The organism is Streptomyces sp. NPDC023157 (assembly GCF_055560575.1).
Map to the genome: position 1 here is coordinate 286,948 of NZ_JBVHIL010000007.1, position 15,555 is coordinate 302,502.

Genomic DNA, 15,555 nt, shown 5'->3' on the forward strand with positions numbered 1-15,555 from the left:
GGCCTGCCGAGAACATCACGACGGCTGTCGGCCGGAACTGTGGCGATCGTGGCTAGATCAAGCGGTGCGGGTCACGGGGTACCCCTTGAAGCCCGGCACCACGGAAATTGACGTCCCATCCCAGGCGGTCTCATTGCCCAGCGATCGAGACGAATCGCACAGGTTCGGACAACACGGCAGCCGCAGACTCCGAGCCGGCCAGACGGGCGGAAAGCGTCGCTTCCGCCAGCCTCGGCGGCAGCGCCTCTGCGAACTTCAGACCCCGTACAGCCCGCTCATCGACTGCGGGAAGACAAAGCCGGTCGGCCGCACCGGCCGTGTGACTCTTCCAGGACGCCGGCGTCACGTCCTCACGCAGCCGGATCCAGTGATCATTGACGCGTTGGCCCGGCACCGCCACCTCATCAAGGGTGGCCGTCAGTGTGGCGTTGGCCCGGTGTCCTGCCCACGTCCACCAACGCATGCGACCATCGGCATCCCGGATGATGAGCGTGCCTCCCGGATGTACCCGCTCCAGGAAGTGCTCACGCGCTTCGCTCAGGGTCCGGACCGCCCGCTGCGTGAGTTTCACGGGTGGGGCTGTGCCCAGCAGCACTTCGCGTACCGCCCGCGACACTTCGAACGATGCTCCGGGGCCAAAACCGGCGCTGCTCCACTTCGCCTTTCCTCCCCCGTCCACGGGCTCCACGAAGCAGCGCTTTCGCCGCCAGTCGATGTACGTGACCAGCCAGCTCCGTCCGCCGAGCAACAGGCGGCGCGGCCCGTTCACCCGCTCGGTGAGCAGGCTGGGATCGGTTCGGCCGATCTCCAACCGGCCGTGCAGCACGGTGAATTGCGGAGGCGCAGTGAAAACTGCCGTGAGATGCATGAAATGGCGGTGACCAAAACGTCGTTCGGCTTCGGGGCCGATAAACAGGAGTCCTCCGTCCCGGTCCAGATATCCCTCGTCGACCAGATGTCGCGCGATCGGTTCTGCGGCGCCACCGAAGGGTCCGAGACCGTTCCACCACTCCTGCCACAGGTTCTCGCCCACTCGGTGCTCCTGCAGACAGAGAGCAAGCAATTGCTGCGCGACGATGTGGCGCGGCTCAGGAGGGGCGATCACGGGCTCTACCCATCCCCGGGACCACTGCAGCAGCAGCCCTGCCGCGTCCAGGAGCCCGGATTCGCCCAGCGCCAGGAAGAGGCAGTTCCTCAAGGTGTCTGCCCTGCGCCCGGTACGGCCGAGCCGCTGGAGGAAGGAGGCGACCGAGGATGGCGCGTCGATCTGGATCACCCGGTCCAGATCGCCCACATCGATGCCGAGTTCCAGCGTGCTGGTCGAGATGATGACGCAGTCGCGTTCTTCCGCGAAGGCTGTCTCCGCCCGTCTGCGTTCCTCGAGAGAGAGCGAGGCATGGGACAGGAAAGCCGTGATCCCCTTCGCGCGGAGTTTCTCTCCCAGTTCCTCCACGAGCCTTCGTGACTCGCAGAAGACAAGACGCTTCTCTCCTCTGTGGAGCGAGGCAATGACCGTGGCCGCGTTGTCGAGGGAACCGACGTAGTCGAGCTCGATGTCACCCGGCGGCATGACGGCGGTATCCCCTGCCGCCGACGGCCCTGGTCCGGCCAGGTGCGGGGCTACGACCTGGGCCGGCCGTTTCCCTGCGCCCGATCCCTGGAGCCACGTGAGCAGCTCCTCCGGGTTGCCGACCGTCGCCGAGAGCCCGATGCGCTGGAGGGGCCGGCCCACCACCCGTTGCATCCGTTCGAGGACTGCGAGGAGATGCCACCCTCGGTCGTCTCCGGCGAAGGCGTGCACCTCGTCGACCACCACTGCCCTGAGCCCCGAGAAGAAGGACGTATGGTCGACATTGGCGCTGACCAGCATCGCCTCCAGCGACTCAGGGGTGGTCAGCAGGATGTCCGGGCGCTCGGCCAGGATGCGCTTCCTGGCCCCGGCGGTGGTGTCACCGTGCCAGAGCGCGGCCGTACGTCCCAGCCATGACGTGTAGTTCTCCAGGCGCGGGAGCAAATTGTTGAGCAGAGCCTTGAGCGGGCAGACGTACAGCACCGAGGTGCCGGTCCACCTGTTCTTCGCCATGCGCGAGAGGAGAGGGAAGCACGCAGCTTCCGTCTTTCCCCCGGCTGTCGGAGCCAGGAGTACGGCGTCGTCGCCTGCGAGGACCGGTGCTACCGACTCCTCCTGAAGCGGACGCAGGCTGCGCCACCCCAGCGTGTTGACGATGTGGTGGACGAGCGCCGGGTCCAGCTCGCCGGAGGCGCTCACGGCAGCTCCAGTTCGATGTCATCCGCACGTCCTGCAGCCGCGTTGCGCTCTGTTTCCGTGAGTTCGGACGAGGTGACGGTGAAGGCGTAGTGGAGCCGTGGGTCGAAGTCCTCGAACTCGTCCACCCGGTCCAGGACGTCGGCGACCAGCTTCCGCAGGAATACCCGGGGTGCGACTCCGACCTTCCCACCGAGTCCGCCAGTAACAGCCACGGCAAGGTCGCCGATGTACGCGTCGTCGACCCGCTCGCTGATCCGGTCCGGATGACGCGCCTCTTCCCGGTACAGGTTCCGCACTGCTCGGCCGAGTTCGCCGAGATGAGGAAGATCGAAGCCTGCCAGACGAAGCTGGACCGCACGAGGGGAGTCGAAGCGGGGGTCCGTGGTGAAGTCGGTGGCGAGCCGTTGCGCGAGGGGGGCGAGTCGCTGAGCTCCCTGTTGGCCGTCGTAGAACGCCGGGGTTCCTGTGATGACGAGGAAGAGTCCGGGGAAGCGTCCGGCGTCGATCTCGTCGAGAAGTTGCCGCAGAGCGTTGAGCCCCTTCTCCCGAACGTCGCCTCGGACGCGTTGCAGCGTTTCGATCTCGTCGAGGACGAGGAGCAGTCCGGGGTGGCCACAGTCACGCAGCACGGTGAGGAGCCCCTGGAGGAAGCCGAGTGCCGCGAAGTGATCGAGGTCCCCACGGACGCCGGCCGTACGACGCGCAGAGGCTGCGACGGACTTCTGTCCGCCCAGCCAGGCGATGAGCGCTTCGGCGGTGGCTCCGTCCCCAGCCGCGACGGCCCTGCGGTAGCCGCGCAACGCCGCGGCAAAAGCAGGCGTGGTGCGGGCGACTTCCGCCAGCCGTCGTTCCATCAGCGCGTCAACCGCCTCGGCAAGCCCCGCCTCGTCCTCTTCGTCGGCCTCTCCGGCGTCGAGGACTTCCTCCTCCAAGGTGTAGAACCACGAATCGACCACCGCGCGCAGGGCACTGGGCTGATGTGTTGCGGTGGTCAGCCGCTCGGTCAGCCTGCGATAGACCGTCTCCAGCCGGTGCAGCGGAGTCTCCGTCTCGGAGATCTGCACTTCGGCCGTAGCCAATCCCGCTCTCTTCGCGCGTTCGGCAAGCCAGCGGGCGAAGAAGGTCTTGCCGGAACCGTAGTCTCCACGAATCGCGTGGAAGGCGGCCCCGCCCCGCGAGGCCGTCGCCAGGTCGTCGTCGAGTGCCGCTTCGAAGCGACCGAGGCCGACCGCGAGGAGGTCGAGACCCGCTTGGGGCACGGTTCCGCGCCGCAGCGCGTCGATGACCTCCCGCCGTCGGACCGCGCTGGCCTGGGCCACGGGGCCCGTCATCGTGACCCCTGAGTCGGCAGGAACTGCCCGCGCAGCAGTGTCTCGTCCAGTTTGACCGTGTGACCGCCGTCGATGAATCCGAGCACGGGGTAACCCTCGACGTTCAGAAGCCGCTGGACAGTGGCGACGAAGCCCTCGATGTTTCGTCGCACACGTCCGGTGGCCGAGATCGCTGCCGCCAGGGCGGCCGGGGACATGGTGCCGCCCGCTGCCACCAGCTCATCGATCACGGCCGCCACGATCTTTACTTCCGGCGCCTTGCGAACGTACGCCTTCTGCGCCTCGTAGACCTCGCTCGCCACCACCTGGTCGCCAAGGCTGAGCGGTGCGGCCAGGAGTTCCTCGCCACCGCGCCCGTCGGCCGTCACTACGTCCGCGTCCGTGAACAGTCCCTCGGACTGCTTCGGAGTCTTGCTCTGCTTGGGCTTCGAGGAGGTGACTTCACCTGCCGTAAGAGGCTCCGCCTCCGTCGCAGTGGCGGCAGAAGACCACCACCACGAAGGTGCTGCCTGCTCCCGGGGAAGCGGATCCCATCCCTGAGGCGCCAGCTCGGCCGAGGGTGCGAGGACCAGCACGGGCACGGTTACTTCGGCCAGGGCAGCACCGCCGTGGTATCCGGCCCGGCGACCCGAGTAGCGGATGTTCTCGCGCCAGGGCGCGACGATCGTCCCGTCGCCATCCAGCACGCGGGGGCCTCGCAGGGCTACTTCCCCCTCCCGGGCATCCGAGCCTGGCCGCCAGCGGGCAGACCCGACCGGCCCGTCAACCTCGACCGGGGCACTGCCCGGTTCACGCTCCAGAACGTGTCCGTGGTCGGATGTCAGAACGACGGGTCGCCCGTAACTACGGGCCGCGGCCAGCAGTTCGCGCAGATAGGTGACGTCGTGCAGCGACCAGGCGGTGCGCTGGCCCTGCTGCCCGGAGTCGAGAGCGTCGTCGATCGTGTTGAGGACGACTCCGACGACGGCGTCCGAGGCGAGGGCGAGCAGTAGTTCCGGGGCAAGGAAATGCCCGGCGTCTCCGCCGATCGAGGCCTTGTGGAAGAGCTCGGCGTCCTTGCGACGCTTCCTCCAGAAGGCAGTGAAGCCGGATGATTCCACTGACTGACCGCCCGCTACCGCAGCCCCTGTCAGCAGTGAGGTCCGGCTCACCTGGGTCACGGAGGGGAAGGTCGTAACCGCCGCGAGGCGCTGTGCGGGTTCGCCCTGTGCCGGACGCGGAATGATCTCCCGCCAGCCCTCGCGTTCCGTCTCCTCACCGAGCTGGGCCGCAACGGCACTGTTCATACCGTCCAGCACGATGAGAAGGGGGGCCACGCCGGCGGCCAGCGGTCGCACGACGGTCTCCAGGACGTTCTCGACCACGAGAGCGCCGCCCGGCTGCTGAGCGGTGGCATGGAGTGTCCACCCCGCCAGTTGCCGGGCGAAAGCCTCGTCCAGTGCTTCCCTACGGTCCCGCCCTTCGGCGTACAGCGCGCGCAGATGCCGCGCGGCTTCCCGGTCGCCCCCGGGATCGCCGCTCCACAGCACCGTGAGCGCCCGGTCGGCCCAGCCCCAGTCGGCTCCGTGCGCTGCGACTCCGGCCGCCACCCCTGTGACGGCGGGTACGGGCAGGCGCAGCCAGCGTGCGAGGCGTACGGCCATCTCCGCGACCCGTACGCGGTCGGGGAAGAGCCCGGCCAGGGCATGCCCCTTCAGGTCTGCGAGTTCGTTCTCGCCCGCGTCCGGAGACTGGCGGGCTGCCGCGATCACCGCCCCCAGCTGGGCTGCGAAGCTGGAGGGGAGAAATCGGCTGGCGGCCAGGCCCGTCGTGAGGCCCGCGTCGCGTGCCAGCTCATCGGCCCGGTCGAGTACCGCGAAGACGCGCTGTCTGGCACTGTCGCTGCTGCGTGCCTCGGAGATCCAGCGGATCAGTGTCCCTTCCACCGAGTCCGTGAAAGCGGTGAGTTCGGCGCGCCGAGGGCGTGCCTGACCGAAGAGTCCGCCGACGGCGAGGACCGTGTCCGGGCTCGCCGCCGGATCGCGCAGCGCCGCGCCGAGCAAGCCGAGTGCCATGGCGTCCGCCCCCCGCCCCGTTTCCGCGAGCGCGAGCAGCACCGGTACCGCAGGGCCGGCCACCTCGCCGAGCCACTTCTTCAGCTCGTCCCGTTCGACGTCCTTGAGTTCGGCGAATCGGCGGGGGCCTGCCGTCGTGCGGGACCATGCCAGCAGGGAGTCCGCGTCGATGGCGGTTTCTCTCGACGTGTCCGCGGAGCCTGGGGTCCGGGCCAGCCCGAGGCGTACGACGACCAGGGCGCGCAGGGCCGAGTCCCGGGTGAGCACCCCCGCGGCTCTCGGCCAGCCGCCTTCAGCAGGTTCGGCGTCGAGCAACGCTTCCAGCAGCCAGTCCTCGCGGTACATCCGCATGTCCAGGCCGGCGGCACCGAAGCGCTGCAGGACGATCTCGGCTCGGTCCACGGTGAGCGTGCGACGGCGCACCGCGTGTCCGCGCAGGTCCCAGCCGAGCTGTGCGTCGTCCACCCCGGTGGTGACCACGAGCAGGCTGCCCGGGGCTGCGTCCGCGCGGTGCTCCTGCCACGCGGCGAGCAGGCCGAGGACGGACGACTCGTCTCGCACGCTCACCCGCCGCGGCTCACCGCCCACCGTAGCGGTGAAAGCGCCGGTGGCCCCAGGTGCGTAGCGGCCGTGGATCAACATCAGAGAGCGGTCGCGCAGCGCGGAAGCGTTCTTTTCCAGTAGGGCTTCGATCGTGCGGCGGCCGACCTGCGGAAGAGGTTGGACCATCAGTTGCCTGCCTCTTCGGTGTCGGCCGTCCCGGCATCGGCCTCGACGACCTGCCACGAGACCTGGACGCGGGCGCCGGGATGAGCGGTGAGGAAGGTGCGGAGCTCGCTGCTGAGTTCCGCGACGGTGGCAGCCAGACTGGCTTCGAGCCGCGTCGGTTCGACGAGGTACGCACCGTGGGAGCCCGGCGGGCCGGGGGTGGGTGCGACCGGCCCGGTAGGAGCGGCAGGCCCTGGCCACACTGCTCCCTGTCGGGGGTCCACCGCCTGGGGCGAGACGACGGTGGGCACCGACGGGTTGCCGTGCTCGGTGAGCCGGATGTCCTCGGCGGTCGGTTGCGCCGGGGCCGGCGGCGGAGTCACCGGCTGCGCCGCCTGGGCGAGCCTGGTGGCCTCCCTCATCAGTGCCATGGCCGAGCCCTGGATGCCGGCGAGGACCGGGGCGAGGGATTCGTCCCGGGACTCATGGCTGTTCGCCACACGTTGGACGGTTGCCAGGAGTCCGCGGGCCCGGTCGCCGACGGAGTCGTCGCGCGTCGACAGTTCATGAACTGTGTCGAGTAGCGGAGGCCATTCCTCTGAGTGGAGCTCGGAGAGCACATCGGGCGCCTGCTTGAGGGCAGCACCGATCTCCTCGTCGCCGACCTCGTAGGCGATGCTTGCGATCTCCTGGACGACGAGGGTCGGATCGCCGGTGCGCTGTACGCGGGCCATGAGATCGGCGGCGGCTTTCAGGGACTGAAGTCGCGGCGCCTGCACACCTCCGGGCCCCTCCAGGCCCAGCCGGCCGGCGTGCTTCTGCAGCAGGTCGCGCACCCCTGCAACGGCTTTGCGGTGTTCGTCCGCGACACCCCGCACCTTGTTGACGAGCTGGGCGACGTTACGGGCGAAGAGCACCGGCGAAACGTGCACCCCGAAGATGACACCCGCCCTGCGCAGAGCATTGCTGAACGTGTCCTCGTCCGGCAGCGCCACTGCCCGCAGCCCATAACCGGGGCCGATCTTGTCGAGCTCGGGGGCCTGCGGAATCGTGGAGGTCTGGTAGATCCAGGTGCGGTCGTCGACCAGCGCGTAGGCGGCGATGAGCAGGTTGCCGACGTGGCGGTCGAGCCCTTCGTAGCCCATCTCGGAGATCCAGGTACGGATGGTCTCCACGGCGAGATCGCCGTCGGCGTCGGCACTCTCCGCGGCCCGCTTGTTGATGCGCAGCCGCCAGTCGTTGGTGACGACGAGCGGACCGTCGTGCACCTCTCCGAGACCGAGCGCGTGCACGATCTTCCGGACCTTCTCCAGGTGGTGGCCGTCGACGACCACCCGCCGCGACCCGTCCTCCATCGCCCGGGTGATCCATTCAAGCGTGGCCTTGAGGTCGCCCAGGGTGATGGGCTTGCGGGTCAGCCGAGGGTCGAAATCGGGGTGCTTGGGGTAGCGCGCCGCGTACATCTCGTCGGCGAGCAGCAGCAGGTTCTGTTCGAACCCGACGGCAGGTTCCGGCCGGGTCCGTTCGAAACCGCGCTGGAGGGAGATCAGATGCTGCCCTTCCGGCACCTGCGCACCGACCGTCCCGGGCTCGGCCCGGTTGATCCCGTACAGCTCCAGGAGCGATGTGGTGAGCCGTTCGGTGAGGCTGTCCCGCGAGGCCTTGAGCTGGTTGCGGATCTGAGCACGTTCCTCTGCGGGGCGGGTGGCGGTGTGATCCTCCAGCCGGTCCCGCTCCAGCAGGTAGTTGATCTTCAGGAGGCGGCCGAGCTGCCGCCCCGTCTGCTCGGAGAAGAAGTCGGGCAGCCAGACGAGGACGGGGTCGTTCCGACCGGCCCTCCGGAGCTTGTCGACACGCTGGACGTCGTCCATGGGTGAGTGGTCCGCGTCGTCGAAGGGGTAGTCGAAGACGATGCGGATGTTGCCCGGCAGCTGCGGCGTGAACTCCTCGTCCGGCAGGTGGGTGTCACGCACGTTGCCGAAGACCAGCTCGACCCGGCGCTTGGTGCCGCGCCAGACGACCTCCCGCTCACAGACGAAGGACTCGGTGTCCTTGACTCCCAGCGCCCGCCACAGCTGGTCCTTGATCCACTGACGGCGGTAGCCGAGCTGGTCGGCGGCTCCCTGAACCTCTTCGAGGAGCGGCTCCACGTCCAGATCCGAGAGGTGCAGGTGGAAGACGGGGTCGCTGGTGTCCCCCTCGCTGCGCAGCTCTCCGTCGTATTCCACCTGGAGATCCCGCAGCCGCTTGACGGCCACGGAGCCCGCGTCGCCGACCCGGGTGCGAATCGCGCCATGGTTCAGCGCGGCGAGCCGACTGCCGGTGAGGCGGGTCAGCGCGGGCACGTTGGGGGCGAGGGCGGCCAGCAGCAGCGTCTTGACCAGCCGGTCGTCGGTCTGGAACCGCTTGTCGTCCTTGGACTTGTACTTCTCGAGGAGGGTGTCCTTGACCCGACCGTGGAAGCGGTGCGCGATCTCCGACTCGCGGCGCAGCTTGGGCGTGAAGGCGGCGCCGGTACGGTCCGCGATGACGTCGTACAGGTCTCCGAGCGGGATCAGCTCCCCGAGCTTGAGGTCGTCGCGACGCCGGCGCAGCAGTTCCTGCACCAGCTTCAGGCCGGTCCGCTCGCGCTGCAGGGCGCCGGAGAGGTCGACGAGCACGTTCAGCAGGGCCGGGGAGAGCGGGTAGAGCTCGCGGAAGTCGTCCCAGCTGGCCTCGGTGCGGCCCTGCGCGTCGAGGAGCACCTGGCGCACCTCGTCGTTCGACGACTCCACGATCTTGAACGCGTCGTCGCGGACGGACTCCATGCCCGGCTTAGGGGAGAGCACGCGGTGCTTGATGATCTCGACGAGGTTGCTGTCCTCGAGGTCGACGACGTCGAAGCGCTCGGCGAGGTACTCGATCTGCTGCTCGAGGTTCTCCACGTCGGCACCGGCCACATCGCTGCCGATGAGCTGGGACAGGTCCCGCTGGCGGGAGATGAATGACACGATCGGCACCGGCCGGCCGCTGTCCGCGGACTCGATCAGCTTGACCAGCCGCTGCACCTGGTCCCGGACGAAGTCCTGCTTGCCCATGTTCGCCTGGAGCCACAGCACCAGCTCGTCCAGGAAGAGCACGACGCCGGTGTAGCCGAGAGACTGGGCATGCCTGGAGATGATCTTGAGACCGTTCTCCAGCGGCACGTAGGCCCCGGCCTCCCCTCGTACGCCCTGGGCGTACGAGGCCATGGGCCCTGCCAGCAGCGCGGAGACCAGCTTCTCCCGGTACGGGTCGTCCACGGCGGAAGCGCTGAACGCCCGGTCGAAGTCGGCGCCGCTCCAGGCGCCCGCAGCCGACACGCCAGCACCCGTGTCCAGCGGCGCCATGTCGTCGGGGTCGGCTTCCACGGGCGCGGCGCCGCTGGGGGCGAGCGCCGCCGCTCCCTTGCCCAGCCACTGCAGGAACTTCGCGTCGTCGGCCAGGAACCCCCGCTGGGCCCGGGCGTCGGCGAGCAGGGCGTCGGCCCGGTAGACGGGGGGCAGCGGCTCGTCGGGGTGGAGTTCGCGCACGGTGTGCACGTAGCCGCCCAGCAGCGCCGAGTCGAGGTCGGTGGAGCCGACGAGGTGGTAGGGAACCATCAGGAACCGGCTCTGCCGCAGCCAGTCCTGGTGCGGGGCGACCACCTCCATGAGGCGGGGCTTGGCGTGGACCGCGGAGTGGTTGTTGAGCACCGCGTGCAGCACGGACAGGAAGTGGCTCTTACCGGAACCGAAGGAGCCGTGCAGATAGGCCGCGTGCGAGTTCCCCGTACGTACCGCGTTCGACACGATGCTCAGCGCATGCCGGAAGGCACCCTGGAGCTGCTCGGTGACAACGTACTCGGCAACCCGTGCGTCGGTCTCGCTGAATCCCTGAGAGAGCTCGATCTTGAAGTCGCCCGCATGGACGTCTTCCTTGATGTCGATGACATCCTTCAGGAAGAGCTCGCTCGTAGGCATCAGGCGATCAGTCCCTCGGTCGGTGGCTTGGCGTGCGTCACACGGTGTGCGCTGGTCGGCACGCCCCCAATCTTGCCAGGCCCACGGCAGGCGGAACCCGGCCCTAGCAAGATCCACGCCACTCCAGAGCACCCTCGGTCACTTCTCTCCCTACGACGGGTCACGCTCCGTGCCGCTGGGTAGATTGGCCGCCGGGGTAAGGGGTTCCGACGGGGGCGGGGGCGGTACGTGGGGTGGCGCGAGGAGATCACTACGGCGCTCGGCGAGTGGATCGCGATCGAGGGCGGTGCGGGCAGGCAGCCCCGGTGGCAGCGCATCGCGCGCGCGGTCCGCACCGGGGAGCCCGGAGGATTCGCGGTGGACCTCCGGGGTTCCGACATCGGCCCGGACCAACTCGACGGCCTGCGGCTCGCCGGCCCCGAAGCCGACGACATCAAGGCGAACGGCTTCGCCGTCTCCGAGGCGGTGCAGAACGGCTCGCTGCTCACCCTGCGCGTGGCAGAGTTCGCCGATGTCGCGGACCCGCACCTGTGGATGTTGAAGCAGCCTCCTACCTTCCTCATCGAGGCACTGCGCGACGGTATCGCCGGGCTCGGCGAAGCCCCTCTGGCCGCCGCGTTGGCCGGCCGGACCATCGGCGGGACACCCGCGCAGGCCCCGGATCCGCCCGGTTTCCATCCCGCTCAGGGGGATGCGTACCGGGCCTGCCTCGGCTCGGGTGTCCTGCTGGTGTGGGGACCGCCCGGCACGGGCAAGACCACCGTCCTCAAGCGCGCCATCGGCGACCTGATCGCCCGGGGCGACCGGGTGCTGCTGGTCTCCGCGACCAACATCGCCGTGGACAACGCCCTGCTCGGAGTGGTCCGGGAGAAACGCCACAGCCCGGGCGACATCGTCCGCGTGGGCCCGCCCCACCTGCGGAAGGTCGCCGAGGACGCTTCGGTGTCCCTGCCGCTGATGGTCCGGGAGCGCCTGGCGGAGGCCGCCGAGCGTCGCCGGACGGTCGAGACCGAGCTCGTCGCCGTCCGGAACCGGGCCGACCAGCTGGCCGCCCTGGACACGGTTCTGGCCGGTTTCGATCCCTCCGCCTACTTCGCTGCGCTGAAACTGCTGCGCACCCCGGGTCAGGACCTGGCGGCTGCTCTGGGCCGGGTGGCCTCGGCCGAGGCCCGGTCGGCGGAAGCGGTACAGAGCTACGCGGATGCCGCGCGGGTGGCGCAGGAGGCGTCCGATCGCAGCGCGGCCACGGATGCGTCGCGTGAGCAGTGGAAGCACGTCGACGGGCTGCGCAAGGAGCAGGTGCGGGTCCGGCTGGCGGCGGAACGCCGCGAAGCCGCCGCGCTGCTGGCGGAGGACTCCTGCGGTGAGCTGCGGGAGGAGTTACGGGAGCTCGAAGCCCTGGGCACGGTGGCCCGGTGGCGTAAGCGGGAGAAGATCACGGAGCTCCAGCAGCAGCTGCACGACGCCGAGCAACAAGCGATCAGGGACCGCCGCGCGGCAATGGACGCGCGTACGACGGCGTCCACCCACATAGCGACGCTCGACACCCGGATCGCGGCACTCATATCCGCCATCCCGTACACCCTGCAGCAGATCGACAGTCTCGAAGCCGACGCGGAAGCAAAGCTGATCGCGGCGGAACGTGCCCAGGAACTGTGCCAGGCCTGGGACCGGGAGTCGGCCGAAGCCACCCAAGCGGCCTCGCAGGCCACGGCTGCACACGATCTGACCGCAGAAGCCGTCCGGTGGGGGTGGCCACAGCGGTACGACCGGGCTCAGCGGCTGCGACCGGCCGTGGCGGCCGACGCCGCCAGACGCCCCGCGTTGGAGAAGCAGTACGAGGAAGTCCAGGAGGAGTACGAACGCCTCGCCCGCAACGCCCAGGGCGAGATCATCAAGGGCGCGAAGCTGGTCGCCACGACCCTCGCCAGGTTCCGCACCAACCGGGCGGTCTTCGAGGGCCCGTACGACGTCGTCCTGGTGGACGAGGCGGGCGCCGCCACCCTGCCGGAGGTACTGCTCGCCACGGGAAAGGCAGGTCGTGCCGCCGTCCTGCTCGGGGACTTCATGCAGCTGGGTGCGGTCATCCCGCCTTCGCTCAAGGAGCCGGACCGGGACGACATCAAGCGATGGCTGCTCCCCGACGTCTTCCAGCACTGCGGGATCGTCGAGCCGGCGGACGCACAGGCGCACCCGGCCTGCGTCACCCTCACCGAGCAGCACCGCTTCGGCCCCGCCGTGATGAAACTGGCCAATGATCTGGCGTACGGAGGCGTGCTGCGCGGCGGCAGCCAGGCGCGGGCGGTGCGGCCGACGGACGACCCCGAGATCGTCCTCATCGACACGGACGGCCTGCACGAACTGGCCAGGGCCCATCTGACAGGAAGCCGGAAGGGGTGGTGGCCGGCAGGTTCCCTCATCTCCCGGGCGCTGGTGGAACTTCACCGGGAGAACGGCGAGGAGGCGGGCATCGTCACCCCGTACGGAGTCCAGGCCGAGGCCACGCTGGAGGCCCTGCGCGATGTCGAGGGCTCCGGGCGACCCCTGGCCGAGGTGGGCACGGCGCACCGATTCCAGGGGCGGGAGTTCGACGTCGTCATCTTCGACACCGTGGAGGGAGCGGACAGCAGGGAGCTGTGGATGGCCCTCGCCCACCGGCAGCCCGGAGCCGACGAGTGGAGGCGTAACGGCGTACGGCTCTTCAACGTAGCCGTCACCCGGGTCAAGACCCGGCTCTACATCATCGGCAGCTGGGAACGTATCCGCGGGGCCAAGGCAGGAACCGCCCTCGCGCAGCTGGCCGGGATGATCGGCACTCCGGGCGTCCGACGCCTCCAGGCCAAGCACCTGGTCACCCCACCGCACGCGCCCACCCCGTACCGGGGCGAGTTCGGGACCGCGCTCTCCGAGGTGCTGAGCCGGCACGTGGAAGTGACGGGGATCGACGACGAGCGGGCCTTCTACCAGGCCTTCACGGACCAGATCCGGCAGGCACGTGAGTCGCTGTGGTTGTGGGCCCCGTGGGTGGCAAACCGGCTCCGTACCCTGCTGCCCGAACTGCGGGACGCGGTCGCCCGCGGAGTCCGCGTCACCGTCTTCATCCGCGACGACACGGACAAGCTCCAGCGTCAGGACAACAACCAGTCGCTCATCGCGGACCTGCGTGCCGTGGTCCACACGGTCGTCCCGATGTACGTGATGCACCAGAAGATCGCGGTGATCGACGAACGCACGGTCATGCTCGGCAGCCTCAACGTGCTCTCGCAGCACGACACACGGGAGGTGATGCTGACGATGCGGGGCTCCCACTTCGCCCGGAAGCTGCTGGAGCACGAGCACGCGGAGGTGTTCGCCCGCCCGCCGAAGTGCGGCCGGTGCAAGGGTACGGAGATCGAGATCCGCCGCTACAAACAGCGCAATTGGATCTGGCGCTGCTACGCCACCGCCTGCAAGACCACCGCGAAGGGCAGCTCGAACGCCTGGACCCAGGACATCCGGCTGCCGGGCTCGCGCTGAGCGCGTGTTCAGTGGGGGTACGGCTGCTCCAGGCGCAGGGGGCAGTCGGCCCACACGGTCTTGCCCGGCCCGACCCGGTCCCGTACGCCCCACCGGAGCGCGAGGGCATCGACGATCACCAGACCCCGGCCGCCGTCCTCGCCGGGAATGGGTGGGTGCTCGGCGGGCGGCGCCTCCGGACGGCGGGGGTGGGTGTCGGACACCTCGACGCGTACGGCACTGCCGTCGGGGGCGAGCAGGAGCCGCAGCTCGAAGTCCCGCCCCGGAATCCGGCCGTGCAGCGCGGAGTTGGAGGCGAGCTCGGCGACGACGAGCGTGAGCGCGTCGAAGGCCGCCGAGCCACGCGGAATGCCCCAGGCGACGGCCTCGACCTCGGCCAGCATCCGGGCGAGTCGCGCGCCGCGGTGGGTGGCGGAGAAGCGCTGGGTGAACGTACGTACGGTGACGGGGGCTTGGGCGTGAGGAGCGGTCATGGGGTTCAGCGTTCCGGCCGGCGGCGCTGCTCGGCAGGGACGACACTGGTACAGATCTCTCTGTACTGGTTCACCCGCTGGACTGGGCGGGTAACCGTCCGTGACCATGGGTCAGTCGGGCGGGTGCGCGTGCGGAGGGGCGGCTGTGTGATGAACGAGGACCACGGCGGCGGTACCAACAATGAACCAGAACTCTCGGACAGCCTCAAGACCTTCGGGGCGGTGCTCAAGGTCCTGAGGGAGGAAGCAGGTCTGACCCAGGAGGAGTTCGCCCCTCGGGTGCGGTACTCGGCGCACTACATCGCCAAGATCGAGCAGGGCAAACGCTTCCCGCCGGGCGATCTGTCGGAGCGGGCGGAGGAACCGCTGGGGGTGGGTCGCGACGAAGGTGCTGGCAGCGGCTGCGCGGAGCCTGACGCGGAAAGCGGGGCTGGCGTCGCGGTTCCACCAGTGGGCGGGCATCGAGGAAGAGGCGGTGTCGCTGTACGCGTACGAGTGCAGGGTGATTCCGGGGTTGTTGCAGCCGGAGGCGTACATCCGGGCGGTCTTCGAGCGACGCCTCCCGCCGCTGACAGAGGAACAGCTCGAACTCCAGGTCGCAGCGCGACTGGCGCGGCAGTACCTCTTCACAGAGAGACCCAACACCGCATTCTGCTTCATGATCGAACAGGCACTTCTCGAACGCCGCTTGGGCGGGTCCGAAGTGGCGAGGGCACTGCTGGACTGCCTGCTGGAGCAGGGTGGTCGTCGCAACGTGGAGATCCTGATCATGCCCCTGCGACAGGAGGACCACTCGGGGTACGACGGGTCCATGTACCTGGCCGAGACAGCGGTCAACCAGTGGCTCGGATACGTGGAAGGCCACAGCACCAGCACCGTGATCAGCGATCCGAAAGCAGTCAGCTCCATGCTTCAGCGCTATGGCAAGATGCGCTCACAGGCTCTGAGCCGTCAGGACACCGCGAGCCTGTTGGAGCAGATGCGAGGAGCGCTATGAGCACCACCGAACTTGCCTGGTTCAAGAGCAGCTACAGCGGCGGGGACGGCGACAACTGCGTCGAGGTCGCCGTATCTCCCGAAGCCATCCTCGTCCGGGATTCCAAGGACACCCACCTGCGACCGCTGTCCGTATCCCCCGACGCATGGTCGGCCTTCGCGGCTCACTCTGCTGACACCCACCTCTGAGACGGACCAACTGGGTGGCGGGGGCCTCCACGCCGCCAC

Annotated in this window: 7 protein-coding genes and 1 pseudogene; 3 read left to right on the forward strand and 5 right to left on the reverse strand. The window is 69.1% G+C overall.

Going from position 1 to position 15,555, the window contains the following annotated elements; genetic code table 11:
- Positions 1-130: 130 nt before the first annotated feature.
- From ACZ3ZE_RS25895 to ACZ3ZE_RS25910, 4 genes are read right to left on the reverse strand one after another with little or no spacing between them, the layout of a single operon-like run.
- Positions 131-2,269 (reverse strand): DEAD/DEAH box helicase, encoded by a 2,139-nt coding sequence (locus tag ACZ3ZE_RS25895; RefSeq protein WP_467260865.1) that lies wholly within the window; start codon positions 2,267-2,269, stop codon positions 131-133.
- Entirely contained in the window at positions 2,266-3,600 is a 1,335-nt protein-coding gene (gene brxD, locus ACZ3ZE_RS25900; protein ID WP_030321487.1) for a BREX system ATP-binding protein BrxD, read from the reverse strand. The genes ACZ3ZE_RS25895 and brxD overlap by 4 nt, the downstream gene beginning before the upstream one ends.
- Positions 3,597-6,383, reverse strand: a complete 2,787-nt coding sequence (pglZ, locus tag ACZ3ZE_RS25905; RefSeq protein WP_467260867.1) for a BREX-2 system phosphatase PglZ — start codon at positions 6,381-6,383, stop codon at positions 3,597-3,599. Before pglZ ends, brxD begins: the two co-directional genes overlap by 4 nt.
- Positions 6,383-10,342, reverse strand: coding sequence for a BREX-2 system ATPase PglY family protein (locus ACZ3ZE_RS25910; protein ID WP_467260869.1), 3,960 nt, complete (start codon positions 10,340-10,342; stop codon positions 6,383-6,385). Before ACZ3ZE_RS25910 ends, pglZ begins: the two co-directional genes overlap by 1 nt.
- 228 nt (positions 10,343-10,570) lie before the next feature.
- On the opposite strand from ACZ3ZE_RS25910, the gene ACZ3ZE_RS25915 reads away from it, so the two are divergent.
- Positions 10,571-13,858 carry an AAA domain-containing protein gene (locus tag ACZ3ZE_RS25915; protein WP_467260871.1) on the forward strand — a complete coding sequence of 1,096 codons (3,288 nt, stop codon included), beginning with the start codon at positions 10,571-10,573 and terminating at the stop codon, positions 13,856-13,858.
- A gap of 8 nt (positions 13,859-13,866) precedes the next feature.
- Here the strand turns inward: ACZ3ZE_RS25915 and ACZ3ZE_RS25920 are convergent, their stop codons facing one another.
- Positions 13,867-14,331, reverse strand: a complete 465-nt coding sequence (locus ACZ3ZE_RS25920) for an ATP-binding protein (protein ID WP_467260873.1) — start codon at positions 14,329-14,331, stop codon at positions 13,867-13,869.
- Positions 14,332-14,481: 150 nt separating this feature from the next.
- Between ACZ3ZE_RS25920 and ACZ3ZE_RS25925 the strand changes: the two are divergent.
- Together ACZ3ZE_RS25925 and ACZ3ZE_RS25930 are read left to right on the forward strand one after the other, a co-directional pair.
- Positions 14,482-15,328: pseudogene (locus tag ACZ3ZE_RS25925) on the forward strand (helix-turn-helix domain-containing protein).
- Positions 15,325-15,516, forward strand: coding sequence for a DUF397 domain-containing protein (locus ACZ3ZE_RS25930; RefSeq protein WP_467260875.1), 192 nt, complete (start codon positions 15,325-15,327; stop codon positions 15,514-15,516). The pseudogene ACZ3ZE_RS25925 and the gene ACZ3ZE_RS25930 overlap by 4 nt, the downstream one beginning before the upstream one ends.
- The last annotated feature ends 39 nt before the right edge of the window (positions 15,517-15,555 follow it).